The following is a 26010-nucleotide window of genomic DNA, read 5'->3' as shown; positions in this document are numbered from 1 at the left end:
AGGAGAGGCATTGACCGAGACCATCCTCATTACCGGCGGTGCTGGCTTCATCGGCAGCAACCTCGTCCATCGCTGGGTCCGGAACCACCCCGGCGACCGGGTCGTGGTTTTGGACAAGCTGACCTACGCTTCCGACCGTTCCCAGATCGAGGGCCTGTCCGGCGTGGACCTGATCCAGGGCGACATCACCAACCTGGAACTTGTCCGCCACGTGATCGAACGGAACGCCGTGGTCAGGATTTTCCATTTGGCAGCAGAAAGCCATGTGGATCGAAGCATTTCCGGCCCAGCCGAGTTCATCCGGACCAACATGGTTGGCACCTTCAGCATGCTGGAGGCGGCCCGACAGGCGTGGGCGGGGCAGAAGGGCTGCCGTTTCCTGCATGTAAGCACCGACGAAGTTTATGGTTCCCTTGGTGAGATAGGGAAATTCCACGAAACGATGGCCTATGCCCCGAACAGTCCGTACAGTGCCAGCAAGGCCGGCAGTGACCACCTGGTGCGCGCCTACCACCACACCTATGCTATGGACGTGATAACAACAAATTGTTCCAACAATTATGGCCCCAGACAGCACCCGGAAAAACTGATCCCCCTGGTTATTGCCCGGATGGTCGCCAACGAGCCGATCCCGATCTACGGTGATGGCCAGAACATCCGGGACTGGCTGTTCGTGGAGGACCACTGCTCGGCCCTGGAAACGGCGATGCTTTCCGGTGTGGCCGGGGAGACGTACTGTGTCGGTGGCGAGAACGAGCAGAAGAACCTCGATCTGATCGATATCCTTTGCGACACGGTGGACCTGCAGCTTGGCCGTTCCCAGGGCACCAGCCGCGGTTTGAAGACGTTCGTGCAGGACCGGGCCGGGCACGATCGCCGGTACGCAATTGATTCCACCAAGATCCAGACCGAACTGGGATGGAGGCCGGAGCATTCATTCCAGGACGGGCTCAAGGCTACGGTCGCCTGGTACCTTCGCGGCCAGGGGCATTTGGAAGCTTACGGAGAAACCCTATGAAGGCGGTCATCCTTGCGGGCGGCATGGGCACCAGGATCAGTGAGGAAACCCAGATCAGGCCAAAACCCATGATCGAGATCGGGGGCAAGCCCATCCTCTGGCACATCATGAAGACCTATTCTGCCCACGGGATCAACGATTTCATCGTCTGCTGCGGCTTCAAGGGCTATGTGATCAAGGAATATTTTTCCAACTATTTCCTGCACACGTCCGACGTCACGTTCAACATGCGGGACAACAAGATGGAGGTGCACCACCAGTCCGCCGAGCCCTGGCGAGTGACGCTTGTGGATACCGGCGAGGCGACCATGACCGGCGGCCGGATCAAGCGGATCGCCCCGTACCTCGATGAGGACTTCTGCCTGACCTACGGGGACGGGGTCGCGGATGTAGACATCAAGGCCCTCTTGGCCTTTCACGCGGAAGAGAAGACCCTTTGCACGTTGACCGCAGTCCAGCCGCCGGGCCGCTTTGGGGCCTTGGACCTCAACGGCTCCCGCATCGCGGCATTCCAGGAAAAGCCCAAGGGAGACAGCGCCTGGATCAATGGCGGTTTCTTCGTCTGCTCGCCCAAGGTGCTGGACCTCATCGAAGGGGACGCCACCATATGGGAGCGCAAGCCCTTGGAGGAACTGTCCCGCCAGAACCAGCTCTCCGCGTTCAAGCACCGAGGTTTCTGGCAACCGATGGATACCCTTCGTGACAAAATTCTCCTAGAGGAACTGTGGGCCTCAGGCAAGGCCCCATGGAAGGTGTGGTGATGTTTCAGAATATCTACCAGGGACGACGCGTGCTCATCACCGGGCACACCGGGTTCAAAGGCGCCTGGCTGACCCGGTGGCTGTTGAGCCTCGGGGCCGAAGTCACGGGCCTGGCCCTCGCCCCAGAGACCACCCCAAGCCTTTTCGATCTGTTGGGCCTGGAGGACCAGATCCGGCACCACGTCGCCGATATCCGGGACGTACAGGCGGTTCGCCGGATCGTGGAAGAGGCCCGGCCCGAGATCGTCTTCCACCTCGCTGCCCAGGCCCTGGTGCGACCCAGCTACCAGGATCCCAAGTGCACCTGGGATACCAACGTGGGAGGCACGGTCAACCTGCTGGAGGCCATACGCCTGACCCCGGGGGTACGAGCGTGCGTGGTCGTCACCTCCGACAAATGCTATGAAAACGTTGAACAATTTTGGGGGTACCGGGAATCGGACCCCCTGGGGGGTCACGACCCCTACAGTTCGAGCAAGGGCGCCGTGGAACTGGCCGTGGCCAGCTGGCGCAAGAGCTTTTTCCAGAATCGTGGAGGCCTCCGCCTGGCCTCCGCTCGGGCCGGCAATGTGATCGGGGGAGGCGACTGGGCCCCTGAACGGATCGTGGTCGATTTCGTTCGCGCCATCCGGGCCGGCAGACCCCTGACCTTGCGTAACCCGGGGGCGACCCGGCCCTGGCAGCATGTGCTCGAACCCCTTTCCGGCTACTTGGATTTGGGCGCCCGCCTGTTCGGAGAGGACGGCTGGCGTTTTGCGGAAAGCTGGAACTTCGGCCCCAGCGAGGCATCGGTCGTCACCGTCCTTGCCTTGGCTGACGCGCTGGTGGCGAGTTGGGGCGCCGGGGAGGTCCAGGTACAGCAGGAGGCCAACCAGCCTCACGAAGCCGGCCTCCTGAAACTCGACTGCTCCAAGGCCCATGCCCTTCTTCAATGGCATGGGACCTGGGACTTCTCCGAGACCGTGCGCCAGGTCGTGGCCTGGTACCGGGGGCATCACGAGGGTCTTGTGGCCCAGGAATTGACTCTGCAACAGATCGATGCCTTCGAGGCAGCGGCCGCCTCCCTCGGGCTGCCTTGGACCCGATGAACAGGGATGAATTTATGACCGAACGACTTGCCCAACTCCGACAGGAAATCCTGGAACGCACCCGGGAACTCATCCGTCTTCGCGAAGCCCCAAAGCCCTTCGTCCCTGGCGAAACCACCGTCCCCTATGCCGGCCGGGTATTCGACGAGGAGGAGGTCGCCGCCGGCGTATCCTCGATGCTCGATTTCTGGCTTACCCTCGGTCCGGAAGGGGCGGCCTTCGAGAATGAATTCGCGCAGATGCTCGGGGTCTCCAGGACCCTGCTCGTGAATTCCGGAAGCTCCGCCAATCTGGTGGCCCTGTCGGCCCTGACCAGCCACAAGCTGGGGGAGCGCCGGATCCAGCCGGGGGACGAGGTCATCACCGTGGCCGCAGGATTCCCAACCACCGTCGCACCGATGATCCAGTGCCAGACGATCCCTGTCTTCGTGGACAACGATCCCCTTACGGGCAATGTCCGGGTGGAGTGCCTCGAGGACGCCTACGTCCCAGGAAAGACCAAGGCCGTGATGATCGCCCATACCCTGGGCAACCCCTTCGATCTGGGTGAAGTTGTCCGGTTCTGCAAGGAGAAGGGCCTCTGGCTCATCGAGGACAATTGCGACAGCCTGGGCAGCCGCTACGGGGAGGCCCTGACGGGCACCTTTGGCGATCTCTCGACCCAGAGCTTCTATCCGCCCCACCACCTAACGCTTGGCGAAGGGGGGGCCGTGAACGTCAGGACTGAACCCCTGCTCAAGCTGGTGGCCGAGAGCATCCGCGACTGGGGACGGGACTGCTGGTGTCCTTCCGGCAAGGACAACACCTGCAAGCGCCGCTTCGAATGGCAGCTGGGAGATCTCCCCCAGGGCTACGATCACAAATATATATACAGCCACCTCGGGTACAACCTGAAACCCCTCGATCCCCAGGCCGCCATCGGTCGCCAGCAGCTCAAGAAGCTGCCGGCCTTCATCCAGAGCCGGATCGACAACTGGGCCTACCTGCGGCACGGGCTGATGGACCTTGATGATGTCATTGATTTCACCCTGCCCACCCATGCGAACGGATGGAGCGAAAGCGGCTTCCAGTGGACCCCCGGGAAGCCCGTGACCGCCCCCAGCTGGTTCGGCTTCATGATGCTGGTGCGTCCCGGCAGCCCTGTCACCCGGACGGGCCTGGCCTGCGCCCTCGACCAGGCCAGGATCGGCAATCGCATGCTTTTCGGAGGGAATCTGGTCAGGCAGCCCGCCTTCGTACAGCTTGCCAGCGACAGCGGTGGCCGCGCCTTCAGGGTTGTAGGCGACTTGGCTGGAGCGGATCGGATCATGAACGATTCGATTTTCGTGGGTACCTACCCCGGTTTGCGGCGGGAACACCTTGACCATATCATTGCGACTGTCCGAAGGGCTTTTGGGCGAATCTAGGCAGGCCATCCAAGCACGTCCGAGCACTGGGCCAGGAGTGATTATGCTCAATGAAATTTCGGATTTGGTTCAACTGAATCCACTCGATAATGTTGCCGTCGTGATCCGCCCCGAGGGGCTGGAAACGGGGGACCCTTGGACCAGCGGGGACCTCAGGGGCGTTGTTGCCATGGCCATCCCGTCCGGCCACAAAATAGCCGTGCGCGCCGTCGGGGTGGGGGAACCCATCCTGAAATATGGAATGCCCATCGCCGTTGCCACCAGGCCGATCCAGGCCGGCGAGCATGTTCATGTGCACAACGCCGCCATGCCCGAGGATCATTTCCGGGAAACCTCGGTGCCAATCACATCCGCCAAGGAGTCCGGCTGGGCCGACCTCCCGGGAACCTACCTTGGATACCGGCGAAAGGGGAGGCCCAACGGCACGAGGAACTACATCGTAGTTGCGGCCACGGTCAATTGCTCGGCCACGGTGGTCAAACTGGTCTGCCGCCATTTCCAGGGTCAGGATCTCCGGGCCCGGGGTATCCACGGGATCATTCCCTTGACCCATGGCAGCGGCTGCGCACAGACAATCGGTGGTGGTGCTTACCAAACTCTCAACCGCACCCTCGCAGGTTCCATCTTCCACCCCAACGTGGTCGGAGCGGTCGTAATCGGCCTGGGTTGCGAGGGAACGACCTTCCAGAGCATCTGCGCGTCCAGGAGCGGCGATGCATCCTGGGAAGATTTTCCACTGGAACGCATGGACATCCAGGAGTGTGGCGGAACCGGGCCCGCGGTGGCGAAGGGGATCGAGCTGGTGGCGGAAATGCTGGACCATCTGCCGGTTCTCGAACGGGAGGAACTGCCCGTCAGCGATCTGAGGCTTGCGCTCAATTGCGGCGGCAGTGACGCGTTCAGCGGTCTTACCGCCAACCCGGCCCTCGGGGTGGTCAGCGATATCCTGGCCTTCAAGGGAGGCACAGTCGCCCTGGCGGAAATTCCGGAGTGCCACGGAGCGGAAGGCCTGCTCATTCAGCGGGCAGCCAGCCCCCAGGTCCGGGAGGACCTGCTCCGGGTCTTCGACTGGTGGCGGGCCTACTCCCAGCGCCACGGCGTCACCCTGAACGACAACCTCTCCCCCGGAAATATCCGTGGGGGCATCACGACGATCGTCGAGAAGAGCCTGGGCGCGGTTGCCAAGTCCGGGTCCAGCCCCCTGACGCAGGTGGTGGATTACGCCCTGCCCGTGATGGGGCCTGGGTTCGTCCTGATGAACACGCCGGGTTTTGACCCCGTTTCCGTGACCGGTCTGGTCGCAGGCGGTTGCAATCTTGTGGCCTTCACCACGGGGAGGGGATCCGTCTATGGGTGCGCCCAGGCGCCGACCCTGAAGATCGCGACTAATAGCTCCCTGGCAGCGCGTCTGGCGGGGGATATCGATTTTGATGCCGGCCGGGTGGTGGAGCATGGGGAGACGGCCCAGGTGGGTGCGGAGATCTATCACCAACTCATCCGGGTCGCGAGCGGGGAGACCACCTCCAGCGAACGGCTGGGCCTCGGTTGGGAAGAATTTGTGCCATGGGCGATCGGAGAGACCTTATGACCATTGGATCCTCGACACGGGAGATCTTAATCATTGGAGCTGGGGCCATCGGGCGGGGATACCTGCCCTGGTGCTTCCCCGGGTGCCGGTTCGTATTCGTGGACAAGGCCCCGGCCATCATCCAGGCGATGCAGGATCGCGGCAGGTACGAGACGTACCGGGCGCGCAACGGGAAGCTCGAAGCCATGACCGTGCCTGTTGAGGCGGCCTACTACCCTGACACCTTCGACGCTGCTCGTCACCCCGACCCCTTGGCCGTTTTCATCAATGTCGGTCCGAGGCACGCCGCGATGGTCGCCAGCCTAGTCAAGGGCTACGACTGCCCAATAATCCTGTGCGAGAACGACCCGGCCACCGTTAACGCGGTCAAGGCCTCCTCCGGTCTGGCCAAAGTCTATTTCGCGGTTCCGGATGTCATCACGTCCAATTCTGCTCCCGACCACCTGCTGGCCAAGGACTCCCTGTCCGTCATTTCCGAAGACGGGGTCCTGTTCGTCGATGAGGCCGTGGGGGATCTCCCCGGCGACTTCAAGACCCTGTCAACCCATGAGCTGCTCCACACCCAGTGGACGGCGAAACTCTTTCTGCACAATACGCCCCACTGCGTCGCCGCCTACCTGGGCGCCCTGGCCGGGGTGCGCTATGTCCACGAGTCCATGGCCATCCCCCGAATCGACGCCATCGTCGCCGGAGCGATGATGGAAATGCTCAACAGCCTCAAGCTCCGCTGGGAGATTCCCCACCCCTTCCTCGAATGGTACGCGGCCAAGGAACTGGCCCGTTTCCGCAACGAGCTGCTGTGCGACCCCATCAGCCGGGTCGCCCGCGAGCCGCTCCGCAAACTGGAGTCGGATGGGCGCCTGCTTGGAGCGGCCCAGATCTGCCTCGCGAGCGGCTTCATCCCCCACAATCTCTTGGCCGGCATTGCCAGCGCCCTCCTGTTCGCCGACGACGCGGACGCCGACCGACACCTGGGGTTCATGAGGAAGGCCCTTTCCCCGGCGACCTTCATCTCCCACATCCTGAGCCTGAGGCCAGGGGAGGCCCTGGAGGTCATCTTGCGCGAGCAGCTGCCCATCATCCTCCCGCGCCTCGAGAATTTGAATGTCCCCAAAGGAGAGCTCGCATGACCATCCAGTTTGAAAGGGAGTCCCTGGCCGCTCTCCGGTCGGTGGCCTCCAGCGAGGAACTCATGGAGGAGCCCATCGAGCGCGTGGTGACCGGCACCAAGGGCTCCATGCGGGATATCGTCACCAACCTCGACACGATGATCGAAAAGCATATCTGTGCAGTCCTGATGGAAACGGCCTACCCGATCCTCAGCGAGGAGGCCTACACGCCAGATGCTGAACTTCCCCCCATGGACGCGCCCTTCTGGGTGGTGGACCCCATCGACGGCACGGTGAACTTCGCCAGCGGCATGCCCTACTACGCCGTTTCCGTGGGGCTCTGGGACGGCACCGGCTTCGGCGTGGGCGCGGTCTCCATGCCGGCCTTCAAGGAAATCTTCTTCACTCACGGCAACGAGGCGGCCTTCCTCAACGGTAAGCACCTGAAGGCCCAGCCCAGCACCCTGCAGGATGCCCTGATCGGCGTGAGCCTGCCAGGTCGAATGCAGCCGGGCGGCCCCCCCCATTACGAGATCTTCGCCCGGGTCAACGAGAACAGTCGCGGGTGCCTGCGCCTGGGTTCCGCCGCGGCACTGCTCTGCCTTACCGCATGTGGCCGGCTCCAGGGTGCCTACGGATTCAACGCAAAACTTTGGGACGTGGGTGGCGGCTTGGCCATCGCTTCCCGCGCCGGCTGCGAAGTCTGGACGCGGTTCCACCCCGGGCATGCCACCCTCGACTACCTTGTCACTGCGCCAGGTGTCCTGGAACCACTGATGGCACTTGTTCTACCGGATCCTTCTACCTTGGGAGCGAAATCATGAACCTGAGTGGAATTCCTGTCGTCATCCTGTGCGGGGGCAACGGCGTCTTCGTGGATGGGAGTATCACGCGGCGGTCCAAAGGGCTGGTTGAAGTCAGAGGGGAGGCCATGATCCTCCACTTGATCCGCACGTTCGTCCAGGCCGGGTCCAGGCACTTCATCCTATGCTGTGGCTACCAGATGGATCTCTATTCAACCCTTTTCGCCACAGTCGGCAAGGGGGACGGCCTCCACTTCGAGCTTGCCGGGCCGGGCCTCGAGGGGACGGTGGACCTGGTGGATACCGGACTTGCCACGCCAACCGCGGAACGGGTGAAGCAGGTTCAGCCTCTCCTTCGGGACGTGCCCTGGTTCTGGGTCACTTACAGCGATACGCTCAGCCACGTCAAGCTGGGTGAACTTGCCCGGTTCCACCTGGACCATGGGCTCATCGCGACGTGCCTGGCGGCGCGGCTCCCGACCCGGTTCCGGATCCTGGGGATGAAGCGGGGGGAGAATCTCCTGCGTGGGTTCTCAGACAACCCCGTCATCCAGAATGATTACATCAATGGTGGTTTCTACGCATTCCGCCAGGAGCTCTTCAATCCAGCCTATCTGGGCAACCCCGCCAGCAAGGTGCTTGAGGATGCGGTCCTCGGGGAGCTGGTCAAGGATGGCCAGATGATGGCCTTCCCCTATGAAGGGCCGTGGCACTATCTGGATTGCGAAAGGGACCTCGGCTATCTGGAGGCGCTGCTCGCCGCCAAGGACAACGGATGATGAAACTCAGCAGCTACGTGGCCTCGTTTCTCGCCGCCCACGGGGCGCGGCATATCTTCGCCATTTCGGGAGCGGGCAACGTCCACCTTCTGGAGGGGGTGGATGACCATCCGGACCTTACCTACGTATGCCCCCACCACGAACAGGCGGGGGTTATGGCCGCCATCGCCTACCACCGGCTTTCGGACCGGATGGGGGTGATGATGACCACCGGCGGTCCCGGTGCCGTGAATGCCATTTCAGGCGTCCTGGACGCCTGGGCGGATTCCTTTCCCTGCTTGATAATCTCGGGCCAGGAGAAGAGTGCCTGGGCCCGTGAGGACAACCCGCTGCGGATGTGGGGCGTGCAGGGCACGAACATTGCGAAGATGGTTTCGGGTATCACCAAATACAGCGCAATGATCACCGACCCGTCCACGATCCGGTGGCACCTGGAAAAGGCTTGGCATCTGGCCAGTTCGGGTCGCCCCGGCCCCGTGTGGCTGGATATCCCCACGGATATCCAGGCTGCGCAGGTCGACGAGAACCTCCTGGAGGGGTATGCCCGTCCCGTTGCCAAGGCGGTGGATTTCGGCCCGCACATGGCGCGGGTGCGGGAACTCATCGGCAACGCAAAGCGGCCGGTCCTTTGGCTGGGTCACGGGATCCGGCTGGCGGGCGCCCTGGGGAAGCTGGACGCGTTCCTTGACCATCTGCCCTTCCCCTTCCTGACCTCCTGGAACGGGGCGGACATGGTGCCTTCCTCCCATCCCCGCCACTTCGGCCATGCCGGTGTCTATGGGCAGCGCTGCGGGAACTTCGTCCTGCAGAATTCGGATCTGGTGATCGCCATCGGCACCCGGCTGGCCATTCCCCAGGTTGGCTATGAATGGAGCGAGTTCGCGCGCGGGGCCCAGGTCGCCGTGGTGGACATCGATGGCACGGAACTCGGCAAACTGCCCGAGAGCGACCGGTTCCTCAAGATCCACGCGGATGCCGGGCAGTTCCTGGATGCGATCCGGGAGTCCATCCCCGCCCAGCCGGAGCCGGCCTCCTGGTTGGCCCAGTGCTGCGACTGGGAGGGGCGCTACCCCCTTGTGGAACCGGAACTCCATGTGCAGTCGACCGGGCGTCTCAATTCCTACCGGTTCGCGCAAGCGCTGGTCGAAGAGCTGGCCGAAGACGATGTTGTCGTCACGGACATGGGGGCCGCCCTCACCACCACCCATCAGGCCATCACCCTCAAAGCCGGTCAACGGCTGGTCACCTCCACCGGCCTGGGCGAAATGGGGTTCGGCCTTCCAGGCGCCATTGGTGCGGCCTTCGGCAAAGGGGGCCGCGTGATCCTCCTGGCCGGGGACGGTTCGACCATGATGAATGTCCAGGAACTCCAGACCATCTTCCACCACCAGCTCCCCATCAAGATCTTCCTGTACGCCAACGACGGCTACCTGACGATCCGGCAGACCCAGCGGGCCCTGTTCGGCGAGCATCTGGTGGCGAGCGGCTCGGCCAGTGGCGTGACCTGCCCTGATTTCGCGAAGGTGGCGGAAGCTTTCGGGATCCCGAGCCTCCGCCTGTCGGACCCCGCCGAGGTGTCGGCAATGATCGCCCGGACCCTCGCGACGCCCGGGCCTGTACTCTGCCAAGTCTCCCTCGACCCCGAGCAGATTCTCGGGCCCAAGCTCTCCCTGGCCGTTCGGCCCGACGGAACCCTGGTCTCACCCCCGCTCGAGGATCTGGCACCCTTCCTGCCCAGGGCAGTCCTCCGGAAGGAAATGCTGGTCGGACTGCATCCCAAGAGCCAGGCCCTGGATTGAACCCGATTTCATGATTCCTGGAGTGACCATGGAAGAAGCAAAGACCTGGCTGGCCGCCAAACCGCACCGAATTGGCCCCTTCCTGCGCATCCCGCGCCCCGAGTTGGTGGAAATGCTGGGTATGGCCGGTTTCGATTTCGCAATCCTGGATCTGGAACACGGCCCTACCGCTCCCGCGGACGTTTATCCCCTGATCCTGGCCGCCGAGCGGCGAGGGTTAAGGCTCCTCGCCCGAATCCCAGCCCTTCAGGAATCCTATTTCAAGTGGCTGTTGGATCTGGGCGTCGGCGGCATTCAGGTTCCGCATGTCAAGTGTCGGGAAGATGCGGAACGGGCCGTGGCCTACGGCATGTTCGCACCGGGCGGCGAGCGGGGTATGTGCCGGTTCGTGAGGGCCGCCGAGTTCTCCAATATCCCCAAGGAGGACTACATCGCCGAGGCCAATCGAAACCGGTTGCTCGTCCTCCAGATCGAAGGGAAGGAGGGGCTCGACCACCTGACCGAGATCATCGAGGTGCCGGGAATCGATGTGATCTTCGTGGGTCCCTATGACCTCAGCCAGTCGCTCGGCCTGATCGGCCAGATTTGGCACCCCGAGGTGGTCAAGGCGGTGGAGGAGGTCATCACCCTTTGTGGCAACAAGGGCGTCGAGGTCGGTGTCTTCACCGATACCCCGGAAGGGCTGGCCCATTGGAAGAAACTGGGCGTGAAATACCTTGCCTACCGGGTGGAGACCGAGATCCTCCTCAACGCATTCAAGAGCACCCTTGCCGACGCCCATGACGCCTTGCGCTGATCCGAACCGGGGTTCACGCCACCCCATCCTGGAGGGGGACCTGGACCGGATCCTGGCTAACTCCCTGCCCTGGGAGCAGTTCGCAGGCAAGACGGTCCTTGTCACGGGGGCTGGAGGCTTCCTGCCTGCCTACCTGGTGGAAACGCTTCTGCGGCTTAATGAGACCCGCACCCTGGCGAAGGTCCGTGTGGTGGGCCTGGTTCGCAACCTGAAGAAAGCCCAGGAGCGTTTCCGGCATCACGCCGGACGGAGCGACCTGGACTTGGTGTGCCAGGACGTCATCGAACCCTGGAATTTGGAAGGACGCATGGATTTCATCATCCATGCCGCCAGCCAAGCCAGTCCGAAGTTCTTTGGCAGTGACCCGGTGGGCACCCTGGAGGCGAACCTCCTGGGAACCCGCCGCGCGCTGCTGCGTGCCAGGGAGGACAGAACCGAAGGCTTCCTCTACTTCAGTTCCGGGGAAGTTTATGGTCAGGTGGACCCCGCCAGGATCCCCATCCTCGAGGATGCCTACGGGTATCTGGACCCCACGAACGTTCGGGCCTGCTATGGAGAAGGCAAACGGGCCGGCGAAGCCCTTTGTGTGGCCTATGCCCACCAGTTCGGCATCCCCGCCCGGATCGCAAGGCCATTCCATACCTATGGGCCGGGTATGGCCTTGGACGATGGGCGGGTCTTCGCGGATTTCGTCTCCAACATCGTCCTGGGTCAGGACCTTGTGCTGAAGAGTGAAGGTTTGGCCGTTCGTCCGTTCTGCTACTTGGCGGATGCCACGGTGGGCTTCTTCACGGTACTCCTGAAAGGATCGACCGGGGCCGCATACAATGTGGGCAACCCCGACACTGAGATCAGCATTCGGGACCTCGCGGCCCTCTTGGTCCGGGTTTTCCCTGAACCCCAAAAGCGAGTTGTTGTATCGGTCCAACCGCACTCCCATGGCTATCTCGAAAGTCCGATCGTCCGCAACTCTCCGGATATCAGGAAACTGCGGGCACTAGGCTGGAACCCCACGACAGGCCTGGTGGATGGCTTCACGCGGACTGTGAATTCCTTTTTAAATCCTTCGAATCAGGCCACATGATACGTTTGGACGAAAAGGGTATGGGGGCGCCTTCATACTGCCATTGGGGAGCTTCCGGATGACGATACAGCGAGTGGGAAGGCTGACGGCGGGCCACGGTACGGCCTTGCTGGCCATGTCTGCCCGGTTTGTGGCCGCGGGGGGGTGGCTGGTCGCCATGGCCATGGTGGTTGCCCATCTCAGTCCGGCACAGCAGGGGTTCCATTACGCCTTCCAGAGCCTCATTGCGCTCCAGATCCTGATGGAAATGGGCATGTCCACCGTGATCCTGACGACGGCCGGGCACGAAGTGGCCCTACTAGCCTGGAGTGGCGAATTCTGGCGCGGGGAGGATTTCCACATCCAGCGTCTGGGGTCGCTGATGCGCCTAGCCATGAAGTGGTATGGGATCGCGGGGCTCGCGGTGGTCTTCATCATCGTCCCCTTCGGCGTGGTCTTCTTCAGCCGCACCCACCCTGCGGACACCGGCGTGGTCTGGCTGGGGCCGTGGATCGGTCTGGGCCTTGCCACCGCCGCATCCGTGTTCATGGTGGGGATGAACGCCATGGCCGAGGGCATGGGGGCCGTGCGGGAATTGGCGCTGACGCGTCTGTTCCAGTCCACGGTTGCCATCGTCTCGTTCTCCCTGGCCCTGAAGCTGGGGGCGGGGCTCTGGTCCGCCTCGGTCATGGTCGGCTCCGGGGTGGTGGTCAACGCCAGCCTGCTCTACCTCAAGTGTGGCCCCCGCATGGTTAACGCCCTTCACAGCCCCGTGGGGGCGCGGATCGACTGGGCCAAGGACCTGCTGCCCTTCCAGTGGCGGATTGCCGTGAGCTGGATGGCCGGCTACGCCATCTTCCAGCTCCTCACCCCAACAGTGTTCGCGTTCAACGGCGCGGTGGCGGCCGGCCGGTTCGGCATGGCTGTCCAGGCGACGACGGGGGTCGGGGCGATCGCGGGTGCGTGGCTCCAGGTCCGGCAGGCCCCTTGGGCCCAAGGCGCGGCCCGGCGCGATTGGACGTTCCTGGACTCGGACTTCCGCAAGGTCGGGACCGTGACTACCACGCTGGCCATTCTCGGCTGCGGTTGCCTCGTTCTGATCTTCCATTTCGCTGGCCGCGTGGGTTATGGAACCCGGGTCCCTTCCGGATCGGTGCTTTTGCCTTTGTGCATTGCCATTTGCCTGAACCAGTGGACCAACGCCATGGCCACCTACCTGCGGTCCTTCCGGGTGGAACCGTTCCTCATCCCCTCCCTGCTTATGGCGGCTTCCATTGCCATCGGCTGCACGCTGCTCCGGCATCAGGAACCCTTCGTTCTGGCCTGGTGGTACTGCGCCATGACCATCCTGGTCGGGTTAACCGGGGGTGGCTGGGTGTTCCACCGTTGGCGCCGCCTGAACCAGGCCTAGGCCTTGCCGGGATCTTGCCTTGATGAAAGTGAGTTCAACATTGCATGTGCCCCCCTGGGGCCTGAGTGGAAGAGGATTCGATGAGTGATTCAATAAAATTCCAGGAGCCCCCTGCCCAGGTGCCCCAGGTCCCCTTGCTCACCATCGGAATCCCGACCTACAACCGAGCAGGTTTCCTCAAAAGATGTTTGGACCACATTTTCGATCAGGTGACGCCGGCAATGGCGCCCCTGGTCCGAATCCTCGTCGGTGACAACGCGTCACCCGACGGGACGGAGGGCGTGGTGGCGGAGTACTGCCAGCGTGGAATCGAGGTGGTTTACATGCGGCATGCCGAGAACCTGGGCGCGGACGGCAATTTCATGAAGATCCTGGAGACCATGGGCGATACCCACTACTGGATGCTCCTGGGAGACGACGACTGGATCATGCCCGGGGGGCTCGCCAGGATCCTCGACCTCCTGTCATCCTCCTCACCCCTGGGTGCGGTATTCCTAGAATGCCGCCCGAGGCATGAGCAATTCGTAAGCCATGGCTCAACCTTCCTTCTCGACCGGGAGGCCTTCGTCAAATATGTGAACCACCACCTCACCTTCATCTCCTGCATGATCTTCCCCAAGGAGGCCCTCCGGACTGCCCGCCAGGGCTTCGAGGAGTGCCGTGGTTCACGCATACAGCAGTTGGGGTGGGTCTTCCCCCAGATCTTGAGGGCAGACCGGTTCGGCGTCATTGGCAAGATGATCATCGGAGCCGAGGTAGGGAACACGGGTGGATACGGTTTCTCCACCGTCTTCGTCACCCATTTCTGGAGGATCTGGAATCGGTATTTCGTCGACTACCCAGTGTTGACGCACTGGGTGAGGACCAATATGCATCTCTTTTTCTACCAGAATTTCCTGGTGGAAATCCGGACCGGTACGGGGAGCGACTTCAAGGCGGAAGCCGACTGCAAGAAGATCCTGGAAGATGAATTCGCAGGCGAATGGTCCTATACCCTCTACCTGAAACCGGTCATGTGCCTCTGGCCGCCCCTCGCCCGGGTCTACTTCCGGGTCTGCGGGTTAGTGCGATTGCTCAAACTGTGGCGCCAAGGCGAGGCGCTCAAGCGTTCCCTTGCGACCGGGGCGGTTACCCGGGTGGTTCCGGATGGCCCTCCAAAGGCCTGAATGGTTCAGGATACCGGGGGCCCTGAGGCCCTACCGAATCTTCAAGGCTCGATAGCACGCGATTCCCTTGGCGAACTCCAGGGAGAAGGTGGTCTGGCCGCCGGAGATTTCAGTAATCCTGGGAGTCGTGCCCCAGCCGAAGAAACATTCCCCGGGGCCGAAATACTGGAAGGAACCCATGGCGACCGTGTTCGCGCTGCCGGGGTACTGGTCGATCAGGTCAGCCGTCATCCGGTCCTCGTCAAGACTAAGAACCTTGCCGCTGCTGTGGCTCAAATCATAATGTCCATTGTTGTTGTCGAAGAGGGAAAGGGCGAGGGATTGGCCCGATCGGGAAACGATCCGCGCCATGTGCTGGTGGAAAAAATTCCAAGGGGAGGATTTCGTGAACATGTTCCCGCCACCGCCAAGCACCCATTTGATCTGGATCAGGGAATGGGAGTCCCTGGGCGCGAAGGGGAGAATCTTGATTATCGCGTCCTGATGACGGAAGGAGAGGATGTAGCCGTTGTCTTTAGGGTCCAGGGCCATCGAATTGAAATGCATATAGTCGGCCGCAGGCTTGGAGGCGGGGTTTGTATTGGTATAGTCATTTGAATCCGTGCTGGTGCTAAAGAATTGCGGATAATCAGTAGAATCCCACTCCCAGAGCACTTGTCCATCCTGGATCTCCTGGATGATGGTGCCTTTGACATGGCTGTCGCTCTTCCCCCCGAATGCGGTCAAGTCCATTATTCGCTCGCTCGTCGACGCCAAAACATAGTGGTCGTCGGCATAGAATATGAAATCATGAACATCGGCGGGAACGGTTCCGTGCCAAGTATTCTGCAGCCCCTTATGCCTGCGCAACTCCCTGAAATTTGCATCGAGGAGGACAAGGTCATCCGTGATGGTCTGGGCGAAGGCATACCGCTGGACGCCATTGGCATAACTGAATTTTTGGAAATTGAAAGGATAGCCAATTAAACGATGAAAATATACCGGATCGCCTGTCTCAGAGAGAATGAGATTATATCCAGGCGGGTTGACTCTGACACTCGAATCGAAGGTCGTCGTATAAATTTGGCCCGGGGCTACCGGCCCCGAAGTGGACCTGGTGAAACCCGGGAAATCGGGCGGGTGCGTGGAGACGGACAGGAGACGCTCCGCTCCGGACTCGCCCCAGATCCTGATGGTGAAAGCCTCCTGGCCCGCGAGATCGTTCAACTGGATGGTGCTGCCGTGCCCAAGAATTTCGGCATCCGTATACCCCTCCGGGAGGTGGAGGTCGGGAAGGGAGATCGCCATGGGCATGCCCAACGATGCCTCCACAAGGGCATAGGAAGCCACCGATTCTGAGATCTCCGGAACCAGGCGGATGGGCATGGCCGGTCGGGAGCCGCCTTCGTGGGTGCAGGAGATGGAATAGAGTCCCGCCAATGCCAGTAAGACTTCAAATGTGATCGTACAAGACGAGAACGTCTTCCGCGTCAAACCCATGGGTTCCTTCCTTGTACGGGAAGTATTGACTTCCGGTGGAACGTGTAAAGAACTATTCGAGATCGAGGACGGATCCTCCTCTAGGGGGTCCATTCCGCCAGCTTCTCCTTCCGGAGCCGCCATCCATCCCGGATGCCCCTCAGGATCACCCGGATCTCGGCCCAATCGCCGACCAGGGCCCGCTTGACGACCCGGAGGGAGGTCCCCACCACAAGCGGCAGGAGCGGGAAGGGGGCGCGCCTGTAGCAAAACCGGGCGAAGGACCGGTTGAGGTAGTAGTGCTGCCGGAGGGACCGTCTGCCGATGGTCGCGCTCTCATGGTGATAGACCACGGCCTCCCGCGCTACCGCCAGACGGAAGTTCCGCCGCTTCAATTCCGCGCAAAAGTCCGCATCCTCGAAATAAAGGAAATAGCCATCGTCGATGAAACCGATTTCTTCGATCACTGCCATGGGGATGAGGAGCGATGCGCCCGTAAGGAAATCCAGGGATTCCGCCGCGCAGGGATGCGTGACGTGCCAGGAACGGCCAACGAAATGGGAAAACCGGCCTCCCCCATACGTAAGCACCCGTCCGGGCTGGTCCCCGTCCAGGATTTTGCAGCCAACGGCCCCGATCTGGGGGTCGGAGGTGATGCGTTCCAGCATCAGGTCCAGGGCCTGGGGATCCACCTCGGCATCGTTGTTCAGAACCCACAGGTAGGTGACCTTCCGTGCCTTGAAATGGAGGTAGCCAACCTCGTTCCCTTTGGCGAAGCCGAGGTTCCCCCCCGATTCGAGGACCGTGACCCAAGGGTGGGCGGCCCGGATGAACTCAACGCTCCCGTCTCCGGACGCATTGTCCACTACCACGGCCTCCCAGTTCGCGTGGGCCAGGGCCTTCAGGGAGTCGAGGCACCTGATGGTCATCGGGTAGTTCTTGTAGTTCAGAACGACAATGCCGACCTTCACTCGTTCTCCCTTGACTTGGCGACGGGGGCGTTGGCGTCCAGGAAGGCGGCCACATCCTCGCTCGAGAGGAGGGGGACCGCTTCACGGATCCGCTCTTCCGGCCAGTCCCACCAGCGGAGGTCCTCCAACCTGGCGATGACCTCGTCCGGGAAGCGCATCTTCAGGATCCGGCCGGGTGCGCCGCCGACGATCGCATAGGGAGGAACATCTCGGGTGATCAGACTCCTGGCCGTGACAATCGCGCCGTTGCCGACCGTGACTCCCGAAAGGAGCGTCACGCCATGACCTATCCAGACGTCGGAGCCAATGACCACATCCCCCTTGGAGGACGGCATGCCATCCTCCCAGGCACCGGGCAGGCCCAGTCTGATGCGCAATGGATAGGTGGAAACCCAGGTGGTGGGGTGGTTGCCGCCCAGAAGAACATGGACCTCGTCCGCAATGGAGGAATAATTCCCCACTCGTAGCTGGGATCCGTTCGGCCAGGTGTGGACCACAGGTGTTCCATAGGAATGACGGCCCCATACCACGTGACCTTTCCTGATCAGGAGAAGCAGCTTCCCGGCCTGGGCGGCATCCAGGAACCGCTGGTGAAGAGTCCCAAGGATGACCTTGATTATGGACAACATCAATATATCCCTTCTCCCGCAGGTGGCTGGACCAAGTGGAACGTTGGTTTCTGATTGTTCAATTATAGTGCTGATTTGGCTGGATATTGCAGCACCAGGTCCTATCCGGTTCCCTCCCAGCTGGGAGGGCCTGGTACCGCAAAGCCCGATCCGCCGGACGCCGCATCGCGCGGCCCATTGGACCGTATTGACCGATGGCGAACGGAACTGATGTTAGCATTATCCCGTATGTAGCGAAGGATCCGCGCTCTAGCCAGACCGGCCCTTCGCGTCCGAGCGGTCCTTTAAATCTTGTCACTATCCCCTCTTTCGACGGGCCCTTGCCCCTTTTCGTGAGTCATGATCGCTTTCTTTCTGCCCAATGGTATCGGGGACACCCTGATGGCGATTCCAGCGCTTCGAAGGCTGGCCGCGGTCGAGGGGGCGAATGCTCTGACCGTGGTCATCAGTTCGAAGCTGCACCGGCCTCTCCTGACGAAGTTCGTGGGGGAGAAGATCCGGACCATCGAGCGGTACGACGGTAAACCGTTCCCGCACGTCCGCCTCTTCCTGAAGCTCCTGTTCTCCCGGGCCAAGGTCATCTACGCGCCGATGCTGTCTCGCAAGCCCATGCACCTTCTGTTCTTCCTGCTGATGGGCAAGAAAGTGGTCGTGCCCAGTGGCTTCCTGGGCCGGAACCTGCTGGGGCTGGTCAGATCAAGGGCCTCGCTCGAGACGTTCCCCGGCCACCAGGTGAATTTCTTCGTCCAGTTCCTCGCGGAACAGGATCCGAGGGTGGATGCGGCACCCGTCGATCCGGGGGAGCTATCCCTTCCCCGGCCCGAACCGGTCCCGCCCGTCGACCACGCACTCCCCCGGAGGTTCCGGGTCGCGCTGGGTATCAGCTGCGGGGGGCTGGAAAGGCACAAGGTCCCCACCGCGGGGACCTTTGCCAAGTTGATCAACGCAATTGAGAAGCGCATTCCGGTCCACACAGTGCTAATCGGGATTCCCTCGGACCTGCCCCTCATCGAGGCCTTCATGGCGGAAATGGACCATCCCGAGCATGTCGAGAAGGTCATCGGACTGCCCCTCGAAGACCTGTTCCGTGAGCTCCAGACCTGCGATCTCGGGATCAGCGGAACGACGGGTCAAGGTCACATCATGGCGGTGGCCGGCCTGCCAATGCTTGTGGTGGCTGGCGTGACGGAACCCTTCGAATCAGGGCCCTATACACGGCGGGGGGCGGACCTCCGGCACCGCTTGGCCTGTGGCCCTTGCTACCAGGAGGGTTACAGGTCCGGCTGCGGGGCCATCCAGTGCATGGAGACCCTGGACTTGGAGGAAGGCGCCGAGCTGGCATACAAGTTGTTGATGGACCCAGAGTTCGGGCTTGATTGGCAGGCCCGGAACCTCAAGCGGTTCCCGGTGCTGATCGAGAGCATTAAGGGAATTCATGCCGTTCTGCCGGAAGTGCCAGGGAAATGAATAGCGACGCCTTGGCCGGGGCGGCCCCGGAGGGTCCTCGCCCTCCGCAGACGGCGGGGTTGGGTGCCGTCCGCTCCTGGGATGGGTCCAGCCGCCGCATCTGGACCATCTACGTCCTGGTGATCTACGGCTACCTCTACCTCTGCATGTTTTTCGGTGGGCCGTTCACGGCCTTTGATCATGAAAATTACATCGGCTTCCTGAACCAGCCGTTTCCGTTCTTCTTCGAACCTGGCTTCACAGCGCTGGCCTACCTGCTGAACATGTTCATTGGCGAGAGCCTGCGTTTCCCATTGCAATTCGTGATCCTGACCCTGCCCCCGTTCCTCCTCGTCTGGAGTGCGGACAAACGGGAAAGGTCCGGTGCGAGCGGAATGATGTTGTACGCCTGCATCCTTACCAAGGCTTTCTATATCGGGTTTTTTGCACAGCGGTTCTTCTTCGCCGAGCTCTGGGTTACCGCTCTGGTGATCCGTTCCACGACCCGGAAAGGCTTGTCCTGGAAAGAGGCCATGCCAGGTCTTCTGCTCCATTTTTCCACTTTAACGATTCTGCCCTCTCTTGTCTGGCTTCGCGGCACCTTTTCCATGCGCAAGCTGATGACCGGCGGCCTTTTCCTTGGGATTGGCTATATTTATATCATGTTTTTTAGTGGCTTTCAATTCCTGGGCTACGACTACTCGCGCTACCTGGACGGCAATGGGCCACCCGGAGGCTATTCCCTTTTCACCATCTTTGAAATGGCAGTGCTTGCCATGATCTGCAAGGTCATCCTGCCGAAAAAGGATGTGGCGAATTTCATTACCCTGGTGGTCCTGGTCCTGATAATGAAAATGGCGATGGGCGAGGTGGAAGTCTTTTCCAGGGTCTTCCAGATCCAGGTGGACCTGATCATGATCCTGGCTGGACTGTGGTCGAAGCGACGCGCAGAACTGCTTTATTTCTTCGGATTCGGCTTTTTCGTGATCCAGCTGCTGTTCACTTCCATCTCAGGGGAGTTGATCGTCTTCCATTCCACTGCCTTGCTTAATGCCCTGGGTTTCAAATAATCGTCAGGACGATCCCTTGCGGCGAAAGAACTGGGGGATCCGCGACCCTATCTTCTGGATGATGAACCAGGGAGCGATTTTCAGGCCATTCTCCATGCATGCCCGGTGGGATTCCAGGTTCGCCTTCAGAATGTTCCGGAGACTCTGGTTCGAGGCGCCTCCCATCCTGAACTTGACCAGCACCTCGGGGAGGTGGACAGAAGGTGTGTTATGGCGGGCCATGAACCTCAGCATGAGTTCGAAGTCCGCAGCGATCCGGTAGTCCAGGTTGAAGCTGCCGCATCGTTCGAAGACCTGCCGGCGCACGAAGAAGGTCGGGTGCGGAGGCATCCATCCCTTTTCAAACAGGCCAGGCCGGTACGGCTTGGATCGCCAGTAACGGATGACCCGGCTGGTGTCCGACGCGGACACGTACTCGAGATCGCCATACACGATGTCGATCGAAGGATCCCGGAAGGCCTCCAGAACCTTCTGGAGGACCTGATCGTCCGCATAGAGGTCATCGGAGTTGAGGGTCCCCACGATGTCGCCCGTAGCCAGGGCGATTCCCTTGTTCATGGCATCGTAGATGCCCTTGTCCCGTTCGCTGACGAAGTGGCCTAGCCTGGGAAGGTAGGGCTTGAGGGCATCGAGGGTCTCGGCCCGGGAGCCGCCATCCACCACGATGCTCTCCAGGTCGCCTTCGAACTTCTGGTTGAGGATCGAGTCCAGCGCCTCGTGTACCTGGGGGTTGTTGTAGACCACCGTGACTATGGAAATCTTCATAGAACCTTTTTCATCCATGCGATGGTCTCAGCCAACCCTTCATCCAGGGTCGTCCTGGCCTGCCAGCCGAAGCGCTCGGTGGCCCTCGATGTATCCAGCTTGCGCTTGGGTTGCCCATCGGGGTAGCTCGGGTCGAAGACCAGTTCGCCCTGAAAGCCTGTTGCGCCCTTGATCTTAAGGGCCAGGTCCCGGATGGTGATCTCCTCCCCGGTGCCGAGATTGACGGGATCGGCGTCCTCGTACCTGGTCATGGCTTCACAGATGGCCGTGGCGGCATCCTTCACGTACAGGAACTCGCGGCTGGCGGATCCCGTGCCCCAGAGGCCCACGGTCGGCGAAAGGGCGGCCTTGGCCTCCAGAAATTTTCGGATGAGGGCTGGGATGACGTGGTTGTTTGCCAGGTCCAGGTGGTCTCCGGGTCCGTAGAGATTCACGGGAATCAGGTAGATCCCGCGGGTTCCGTATTCCTGGCGGTAGGCCTGGAGTTGCACCAGCAGGGCCTTCTTGGCCAGACCGTAAGGGGCATTGGTCTCCTCCGGGTAGCCGTTCCAGATGTCGTCCTCCCGGAATGGCGTCGGGCAGAACTTGGGATAGGCGCAGACGGTGCCGAGAACGAGGGTCTTGGCGACCTGCTCCAGACGGCAGGCCTCGATCAGATGCAGACCCATCATCATGTTCGCGTAGAAGAAGGAGCCGGGATGTTCGCGGTTGGCCCCGATGCCGCCGACCAGGGCGGCCAGATGGATCACCCCGTCGGGCTTGTGGGCCTTGAGGTACTTCCGGGCGGCGCCAGGGTCCAATAGGTCCAGTTCCTTCTCGGTGGGAGCCAGCAGAGTCGCTCCGCGGGCGGCCAGCTCCTCCATGAGGTGTCTGCCCAGGAAGCCGTGGCCCCCGGTAACCCAGATGCGCTTGCCAGTCAGAGGAAAGGTTTCGGGGTGGATCATTCAAAAACTCCCGCGCGAGGTTGATCCATGGCCGGCATGGTTCAGGATGAGTTCTGCCTGTGCCAGCTTGAGGTCGGATTCCACCATCATGACCGCGAGGGTCTTTACGTCCGTCCGGGGTTCCCAGGCGAGGGCCTGCCGGGCCCGGGTCGAATCGCCCTCGAGGTGGTCCACCTCCGCCGGCCGGAAATAGCGGGGGTCGATTTCCACATATTGCCTCCAGTCAAGTTCGAGGTGCTCGAACACCAGCAGGAGGAAGTCGCGGATGGAAATGGAGGTCCCGGTGGCGATGACGAAGTCGCCGGGCTCGTCGAGCTGGAGCATCTTCCACATGGCCTCGACATAGTCGCCTGCGAATCCCCAGTCGCGCTTCGCTTCCAGGTTGCCCAGGAACAGCTTGTCCTGCAGCCCCAGTTTGATGCGGGTGGCCGCGCGCGTGATCTTGCGGGTCACGAAGGTTTCGCCCCGCCGGGGGCTTTCGTGATTGAACAGGATGCCGTTGGTGCAGAACATCCCATAGCTTTCCCGGTGGTTGATCATCTGGTAATGCGAGTATGCCTTGGCACAGGAATAGGGGGACCGTGGCTGGAAGGGCGTGTCTTCGCTCTGCCGGGGTTTGGCGCTGCCGAACATCTCGCTCGAGCCGGCCTGGTAGATCTTGACCTTGCGACCGTTGGAATCCTGGTGGCACCGGATTGCCTCCAGGAGGCGGAGGGTCCCCAGGGCGACGGTGTCGACCGTATACTCGGGCTGGTCGAAACTGACCTTCACATGGCTCTGGGCGCCAAGGTTGTACACTTCGTCGGGCTGAACTAGGTCCAGGATCTTTCTGAGCCCGCCTCCGTCGCACAGGTCCCCGTAATGGAGGTGGAGCCGGGGGTTCTGGTGCGGGTCGACGTAGAGGTGATCGATGCGCCCCGTATTAAAGGACGAGGATCGGCGAATGATCCCATGGACTTCATAGCCCTTGGCGAGCAGCAGTTCGGCAAGGTAGCTTCCGTCCTGGCCAGTGAGGCCTGTTATCAGGGCAGTCGGCATGCATCCTCCATTTCAAGCGGGCTCCGGAACCCGGCTCCGTTTGACTGGGAGCCATCCCGGTTTCCTTGGTTTCTATTCTAGATTATCGGTCGACGACAGCGTTTACCCCGCGCACCGGTTTTGCCGGCCAAGCCCCTCCCAGGAACGGAAGACCTCACGACCGACGTCCCACGGAAGCCGGACCCGTCGGCGACCTTCAACTTCAGGGACGCAGGTTATGAGGATCTTCCTGCCCATGGTCGGGGGCTACTCGCTCAGGAGTGCCTTCCTGCTCAGCTTGATCTTGCCATTGGCGTCGACCGCGATGCACTTGACCATGATTTCCTGGCCCTCGCTGACCTCGTCGGCGGGGTTCTTCACCCGGTGGGGCGCCATCTCGGAAACGTGGAGAAGGCCGTCGAGACCGGGGAGGATCGTCACGAAGGCGCCGAATTCGACCACCTTGGCCACTCGGCCCAGGTAGGTCTGGCCCACTTCTGCGGTCTGGATGAGGTCTCCGATCATCTTCAGGGCCACGGCCAGCTTCTCCTTGGTGGGACCGGCGACCTGGCAGGAGCCGTCGTCGTCGATGTTCACCTGGCAGCCGCTCACCTCGATGATGTTGCGGATGACGGCGCCGCCCTTGCCGATGACGTCGCGGATCTTCTCCTTGGGGAGCTGGATCGTGTGCATCTGGGGCGCGTTGCCTGCATACTCGGTGCGGGGGGCGGCCAGGACGGTGCCCATGGACTTGAGGAGCTCAAGACGGCCCTGCTTGGCCTGGTCGAGGGCCTTGGTGAGGATCTCGGTGGTGATGCCGCCGATCTTGATGTCCATCTGGAGGGCGGTGATGCCGTGGACGGTGCCGGCGACCTTGAAGTCCATGTCGCCGTAATGGTCTTCCTGGCCGGCGATGTCGGTGAGGACCACGAACTTCTCGCCGTCGCTCACCAGGCCCATGGCGACGCCCGCAACGGGGGACGCGAGCTTGATGCCGGCGTCCATGAGCGCCAGGGTGCCGCCACAGATGGTCGCCATGGAGCTGGAGCCGTTGCTCTCGGTGATCTCGGAGACGACGCGCAGGGTGTAGGGGTTCTCTTCCTTGGAGGGCAGCACCTGGAAGATCGAGCGCTCGGCGAGCATGCCGTGGCCGATTTCGCGGCGGCCGGGGCCGCGGTTGGGCTTGCACTCGCCCACGGAGTAGCCGGGGAAGTTGTAGTGGAGGTAGAAGCGCTTGTCGTACTCCTCCTCGATGCCGTCGATGTGCTGGATGTCATCGGCGGTGCCCAGGGTGGCGGTGACCAGGGCCTGGGTCTCGCCGCGGGTGAACAGGCAGGAGCCGTGGGCCGCCGGCAGGACGCCCACCTCGATGTTCAGGGGGCGGATCTGGTCGAACTTGCGGCCGTCGAGGCGCAGACCCTGCTTGAGGATGGCGTTGCGGAAGAGGGTCTCCTTGAGGGTGTCGAAGCTCTCGACGACGTCCTTCTTGAGCTCGGGCTTCTCCTTGGCGAACTCGGCCACGGCCTCCTTCTTCAGGGCGTCGATGGCCTTGTAGCTCTCGATCTTGACCTTCATGGTCAGGGCGGCCAGCAGCTTCTCGGCGAACTTGGCGGCCACGAGCTTGTAGACCTCCTCGTTGCGCTCGGGCTTGACGGCAACCATCTTGGTCTTGCCGACCTTGGCGCGCAGGTCGCGCTGGAGCTTCACGAGGGTCTTGATGGCGGCGTGCCCGAACTCCAGGGCCTTGACCATCTCGGCCTCCTGGAAGCTCTTGGCGCCGCACTCGACCATCACGAGGGCGTCCTCGGTGCCGGCGACCAGGAGGTCCAGGTCGGAGTCGGGGCGCTGGCTGACGGTGGGGTTGATGATGAACTCGCCGTCGATGCGGCCCACCCGGACGCCGCCCACGGGGTTCACAAAGGGGATCTCGGAGATGATCAGGGCCGCGGAGGCGCCCACCATGGCCAGGACGTCGGGCTGGTGGTCGCCGTCGAAGCTGATGACCTGGGCGGTGATGACGGTGTCGCCGTTGTAGCCTTCCTCGAAGAGGGGGCGCAGGGGGCGGTCGATGAGGCGGGAAACCAGGGTTTCCTTGGTGGTCTGCTTGCCTTCGCGCTTGAAGAAGCCGCCGGGGATCTTTCCGGCGGAGAAGACGGGCTCGCGGTAGTCAACAGTCAAGGGGAAGAAGTCGATGCCTTCCCGGGGTTCGGCCACGCAGACGGCCACGAGGACCATCGTGTCGCCCTGGCGGACGATGACGGAGCCAGCGGCCTGCTTGGCGATGCGTCCCGTCTCGATGCTGATGGGGGTGCCGCCCAGGTCGATGCTGACGGTGGTGGGGTTGAATTTAAGGGCGTTCATGGATTCTCCTGGGACCTCGGCCCCAAAGTGGCTCCCTGATTGCGATCCCTCCATGAAACCCTCCGCCGGAACTGATGGGGGGAGGTGGGCTTCCTGCAGAGGTCGCTGCCGACGGGAGCGAACGGATCGGCATTGCAATAATACCATTAAAGATGGTTGCATGAAAAAACAGCTTGCCTGGGGCTCGCTCGCGCCGGGACCCCCAGACCCGCCGACAATTTTCTCAAGTATTTTTCTCTTCTCAATCTTGCGCGAACCGTGGGATTACCATACTTTCCACGAAGAACCACGGAGGCATGCATGATTATCCGGGCGGAGTGGCCGGGCTATGTCGTGGGGGTGCTCGTCACCCCAGGCCAGGAAGTGGAGGAGGATGAGTCACTAATGCTTCTGGAAGGAACAGATACGGGCCACACCCCCTTCTACGTAAGTGCTCCCGAGTCCGGGAAGATCAAGCGCATTCTCCTCGAGGAAGGCGATTTCGCCGAGGAGGATGACGAACTGGTGGAGTTGGCCGACATGGACTGAAGACCGGTGCGGAGCTTGCCCGGGGATCCGATCC

The 26010-nt window shown here is 61.8% G+C and carries 23 protein-coding genes; 16 read left to right on the top strand and 7 right to left on the bottom strand.

The features are described from left to right. Window positions 1-10 precede the first annotated feature (10 nt). The 13 genes from rfbB (at window position 11) to ACZ5MC_RS21820 (ending at window position 14787) form a co-directional block, all read left to right on the top strand. Window positions 11-1018, top strand: a complete 1008-nt coding sequence (gene rfbB, locus ACZ5MC_RS21880) for a dTDP-glucose 4,6-dehydratase (protein WP_306598033.1) — start codon at window positions 11-13, stop codon at window positions 1016-1018. Then, window positions 1015-1779: a glucose-1-phosphate cytidylyltransferase gene (gene rfbF, locus ACZ5MC_RS21875; RefSeq protein WP_306598032.1), complete on the top strand. Its 765-nt coding sequence runs from the start codon at window positions 1015-1017 to the stop codon at window positions 1777-1779. Before rfbB ends, rfbF begins: the two co-directional genes overlap by 4 nt. Beyond that, window positions 1764-2867 (top strand): CDP-glucose 4,6-dehydratase, encoded by a 1104-nt coding sequence (rfbG, locus tag ACZ5MC_RS21870; protein ID WP_464516766.1) that lies wholly within the window; start codon window positions 1764-1766, stop codon window positions 2865-2867. The genes rfbF and rfbG overlap by 16 nt, the downstream gene beginning before the upstream one ends. Next, window positions 2864-4273 (top strand): lipopolysaccharide biosynthesis protein RfbH, encoded by a 1410-nt coding sequence (gene rfbH, locus ACZ5MC_RS21865; protein ID WP_306602300.1) that lies wholly within the window; start codon window positions 2864-2866, stop codon window positions 4271-4273. Before rfbG ends, rfbH begins: the two co-directional genes overlap by 4 nt. A 43-nt stretch (window positions 4274-4316) precedes the next feature. After that, window positions 4317-5861 carry a UxaA family hydrolase gene (locus tag ACZ5MC_RS21860; RefSeq protein ID WP_306598030.1) on the top strand — a complete coding sequence of 515 codons (1545 nt, stop codon included), beginning with the start codon at window positions 4317-4319 and terminating at the stop codon, window positions 5859-5861. A 98-nt stretch (window positions 5862-5959) separates the two neighbouring features. Next, window positions 5960-6991 (top strand): mannitol dehydrogenase family protein, encoded by a 1032-nt coding sequence (locus ACZ5MC_RS21855; protein WP_306598029.1) that lies wholly within the window; start codon window positions 5960-5962, stop codon window positions 6989-6991. Continuing rightward, window positions 6988-7794 (top strand): inositol monophosphatase family protein, encoded by an 807-nt coding sequence (locus ACZ5MC_RS21850; protein WP_464516765.1) that lies wholly within the window; start codon window positions 6988-6990, stop codon window positions 7792-7794. The genes ACZ5MC_RS21855 and ACZ5MC_RS21850 overlap by 4 nt, the downstream gene beginning before the upstream one ends. A gap of 107 nt (window positions 7795-7901) precedes the next feature. Then, on the top strand, window positions 7902-8552 hold the full coding sequence (locus ACZ5MC_RS21845; protein WP_306598027.1) for a glycosyltransferase family protein: 651 nt from the start codon (window positions 7902-7904) through the stop codon (window positions 8550-8552). Beyond that, on the top strand, window positions 8549-10351 hold the full coding sequence (locus tag ACZ5MC_RS21840) for a thiamine pyrophosphate-binding protein (RefSeq protein ID WP_464516764.1): 1803 nt from the start codon (window positions 8549-8551) through the stop codon (window positions 10349-10351). Before ACZ5MC_RS21845 ends, ACZ5MC_RS21840 begins: the two co-directional genes overlap by 4 nt. A gap of 28 nt (window positions 10352-10379) precedes the next feature. Continuing rightward, window positions 10380-11147 carry an HpcH/HpaI aldolase family protein gene (locus ACZ5MC_RS21835; RefSeq protein WP_464516763.1) on the top strand — a complete coding sequence of 256 codons (768 nt, stop codon included), beginning with the start codon at window positions 10380-10382 and terminating at the stop codon, window positions 11145-11147. Next, entirely contained in the window at window positions 11119-12231 is a 1113-nt protein-coding gene (locus ACZ5MC_RS21830; protein ID WP_464516762.1) for an NAD-dependent epimerase/dehydratase family protein, read from the top strand. The genes ACZ5MC_RS21835 and ACZ5MC_RS21830 overlap by 29 nt, the downstream gene beginning before the upstream one ends. 58 nt (window positions 12232-12289) lie before the next feature. Then, window positions 12290-13621, top strand: a complete 1332-nt coding sequence (locus ACZ5MC_RS21825) for a hypothetical protein (protein WP_464516761.1) — start codon at window positions 12290-12292, stop codon at window positions 13619-13621. Between the two features lie 80 nt (window positions 13622-13701). Then, window positions 13702-14787 (top strand): glycosyltransferase family 2 protein, encoded by a 1086-nt coding sequence (locus ACZ5MC_RS21820; protein WP_306602298.1) that lies wholly within the window; start codon window positions 13702-13704, stop codon window positions 14785-14787. A gap of 30 nt (window positions 14788-14817) precedes the next feature. On the opposite strand, the gene ACZ5MC_RS21815 is transcribed toward ACZ5MC_RS21820, so the two are convergent. The 3 genes from ACZ5MC_RS21815 to ACZ5MC_RS21805 form a co-directional block, all read right to left on the bottom strand. After that, window positions 14818-16266: an arylsulfotransferase family protein gene (locus tag ACZ5MC_RS21815; protein WP_464516760.1), complete on the bottom strand. Its 1449-nt coding sequence runs from the start codon at window positions 16264-16266 to the stop codon at window positions 14818-14820. A gap of 80 nt (window positions 16267-16346) precedes the next feature. Then, the gene (locus ACZ5MC_RS21810) at window positions 16347-17216 is read right to left on the bottom strand and encodes a glycosyltransferase family 2 protein (protein WP_306598022.1); all 870 of its coding nucleotides are present in this window, start codon (window positions 17214-17216) and stop codon (window positions 16347-16349) included. Next, window positions 17213-17845 (bottom strand): CatB-related O-acetyltransferase, encoded by a 633-nt coding sequence (locus ACZ5MC_RS21805; protein WP_306598021.1) that lies wholly within the window; start codon window positions 17843-17845, stop codon window positions 17213-17215. The genes ACZ5MC_RS21810 and ACZ5MC_RS21805 overlap by 4 nt, the downstream gene beginning before the upstream one ends. 339 nt (window positions 17846-18184) lie before the next feature. On the opposite strand from ACZ5MC_RS21805, the gene ACZ5MC_RS21800 reads away from it, so the two are divergent. After that, the gene (locus ACZ5MC_RS21800; RefSeq protein ID WP_464516759.1) at window positions 18185-19312 is read left to right on the top strand and encodes a glycosyltransferase family 9 protein; all 1128 of its coding nucleotides are present in this window, start codon (window positions 18185-18187) and stop codon (window positions 19310-19312) included. Continuing rightward, entirely contained in the window at window positions 19309-20361 is a 1053-nt protein-coding gene (locus ACZ5MC_RS21795; RefSeq protein WP_306598019.1) for a hypothetical protein, read from the top strand. The genes ACZ5MC_RS21800 and ACZ5MC_RS21795 overlap by 4 nt, the downstream gene beginning before the upstream one ends. Window positions 20362-20364: 3 nt before the next feature. On the opposite strand, the gene ACZ5MC_RS21790 is transcribed toward ACZ5MC_RS21795, so the two are convergent. From ACZ5MC_RS21790 to pnp, 4 genes are all read right to left on the bottom strand, one after another. Continuing rightward, the gene (locus ACZ5MC_RS21790; protein WP_464516758.1) at window positions 20365-21126 is read right to left on the bottom strand and encodes a glycosyltransferase family 2 protein; all 762 of its coding nucleotides are present in this window, start codon (window positions 21124-21126) and stop codon (window positions 20365-20367) included. Beyond that, entirely contained in the window at window positions 21123-22070 is a 948-nt protein-coding gene (locus ACZ5MC_RS21785; RefSeq protein WP_464516757.1) for a GDP-L-fucose synthase family protein, read from the bottom strand. The genes ACZ5MC_RS21790 and ACZ5MC_RS21785 overlap by 4 nt, the downstream gene beginning before the upstream one ends. Then, complete coding sequence (gene gmd / locus ACZ5MC_RS21780) at window positions 22071-23108, bottom strand: GDP-mannose 4,6-dehydratase (protein WP_306598016.1); 1038 nt, start codon at window positions 23106-23108, stop codon at window positions 22071-22073. 246 nt (window positions 23109-23354) lie between these two features. Then, on the bottom strand, window positions 23355-25448 hold the full coding sequence (gene pnp, locus ACZ5MC_RS21775; RefSeq protein ID WP_306598015.1) for a polyribonucleotide nucleotidyltransferase: 2094 nt from the start codon (window positions 25446-25448) through the stop codon (window positions 23355-23357). A 300-nt stretch (window positions 25449-25748) separates the two neighbouring features. Here pnp and ACZ5MC_RS21770 point away from each other — a divergent pair, with 300 nt between their 5' ends. Further along, entirely contained in the window at window positions 25749-25976 is a 228-nt protein-coding gene (locus ACZ5MC_RS21770; protein ID WP_306598014.1) for an acyl-CoA carboxylase biotin carboxyl carrier protein subunit, read from the top strand. Window positions 25977-26010 lie beyond the last annotated feature (34 nt).

The organism is Mesoterricola sp. JemC181, from assembly GCF_055384585.1.
The sequence above is the reverse complement of the archived record's forward strand: the minus strand, read 5'-3'. Positions and strand labels throughout refer to the sequence as shown.

What these genes read in the sequence shown, in the direction of transcription:
- ACZ5MC_RS21850 (WP_464516765.1), top strand. Translation starts at nt 6,988, where the DNA reads ATGACCATCCAGTTTGAAAGGGAGTCCCTGGCCGCTCTCCGGTCGGTG.
- ACZ5MC_RS21805 (WP_306598021.1), bottom strand. Translation starts at nt 17,845, where the DNA reads ATGTTGTCCATAATCAAGGTCATCCTTGGGACTCTTCACCAGCGGTTC.
- ACZ5MC_RS21815 (WP_464516760.1), bottom strand. Translation starts at nt 16,266, where the DNA reads ATGGGTTTGACGCGGAAGACGTTCTCGTCTTGTACGATCACATTTGAA.
- rfbH (WP_306602300.1), top strand. Translation starts at nt 2,864, where the DNA reads ATGAACAGGGATGAATTTATGACCGAACGACTTGCCCAACTCCGACAG.
- ACZ5MC_RS21820 (WP_306602298.1), top strand. Translation starts at nt 13,702, where the DNA reads ATGAGTGATTCAATAAAATTCCAGGAGCCCCCTGCCCAGGTGCCCCAG.
- pnp (WP_306598015.1), bottom strand. Translation starts at nt 25,448, where the DNA reads ATGAACGCCCTTAAATTCAACCCCACCACCGTCAGCATCGACCTGGGC.
- ACZ5MC_RS21835 (WP_464516763.1), top strand. Translation starts at nt 10,380, where the DNA reads ATGGAAGAAGCAAAGACCTGGCTGGCCGCCAAACCGCACCGAATTGGC.
- ACZ5MC_RS21790 (WP_464516758.1), bottom strand. Translation starts at nt 21,126, where the DNA reads ATGAAGATTTCCATAGTCACGGTGGTCTACAACAACCCCCAGGTACAC.
- ACZ5MC_RS21845 (WP_306598027.1), top strand. Translation starts at nt 7,902, where the DNA reads ATGATCCTCCACTTGATCCGCACGTTCGTCCAGGCCGGGTCCAGGCAC.
- ACZ5MC_RS21860 (WP_306598030.1), top strand. Translation starts at nt 4,317, where the DNA reads ATGCTCAATGAAATTTCGGATTTGGTTCAACTGAATCCACTCGATAAT.
- ACZ5MC_RS21785 (WP_464516757.1), bottom strand. Translation starts at nt 22,070, where the DNA reads ATGATCCACCCCGAAACCTTTCCTCTGACTGGCAAGCGCATCTGGGTT.
- ACZ5MC_RS21825 (WP_464516761.1), top strand. Translation starts at nt 12,290, where the DNA reads ATGACGATACAGCGAGTGGGAAGGCTGACGGCGGGCCACGGTACGGCC.
- ACZ5MC_RS21840 (WP_464516764.1), top strand. Translation starts at nt 8,549, where the DNA reads ATGATGAAACTCAGCAGCTACGTGGCCTCGTTTCTCGCCGCCCACGGG.
- ACZ5MC_RS21795 (WP_306598019.1), top strand. Translation starts at nt 19,309, where the DNA reads ATGAATAGCGACGCCTTGGCCGGGGCGGCCCCGGAGGGTCCTCGCCCT.
- ACZ5MC_RS21770 (WP_306598014.1), top strand. Translation starts at nt 25,749, where the DNA reads ATGATTATCCGGGCGGAGTGGCCGGGCTATGTCGTGGGGGTGCTCGTC.
- ACZ5MC_RS21800 (WP_464516759.1), top strand. Translation starts at nt 18,185, where the DNA reads ATGATCGCTTTCTTTCTGCCCAATGGTATCGGGGACACCCTGATGGCG.
- gmd (WP_306598016.1), bottom strand. Translation starts at nt 23,108, where the DNA reads ATGCCGACTGCCCTGATAACAGGCCTCACTGGCCAGGACGGAAGCTAC.
- rfbF (WP_306598032.1), top strand. Translation starts at nt 1,015, where the DNA reads ATGAAGGCGGTCATCCTTGCGGGCGGCATGGGCACCAGGATCAGTGAG.
- rfbG (WP_464516766.1), top strand. Translation starts at nt 1,764, where the DNA reads ATGGAAGGTGTGGTGATGTTTCAGAATATCTACCAGGGACGACGCGTG.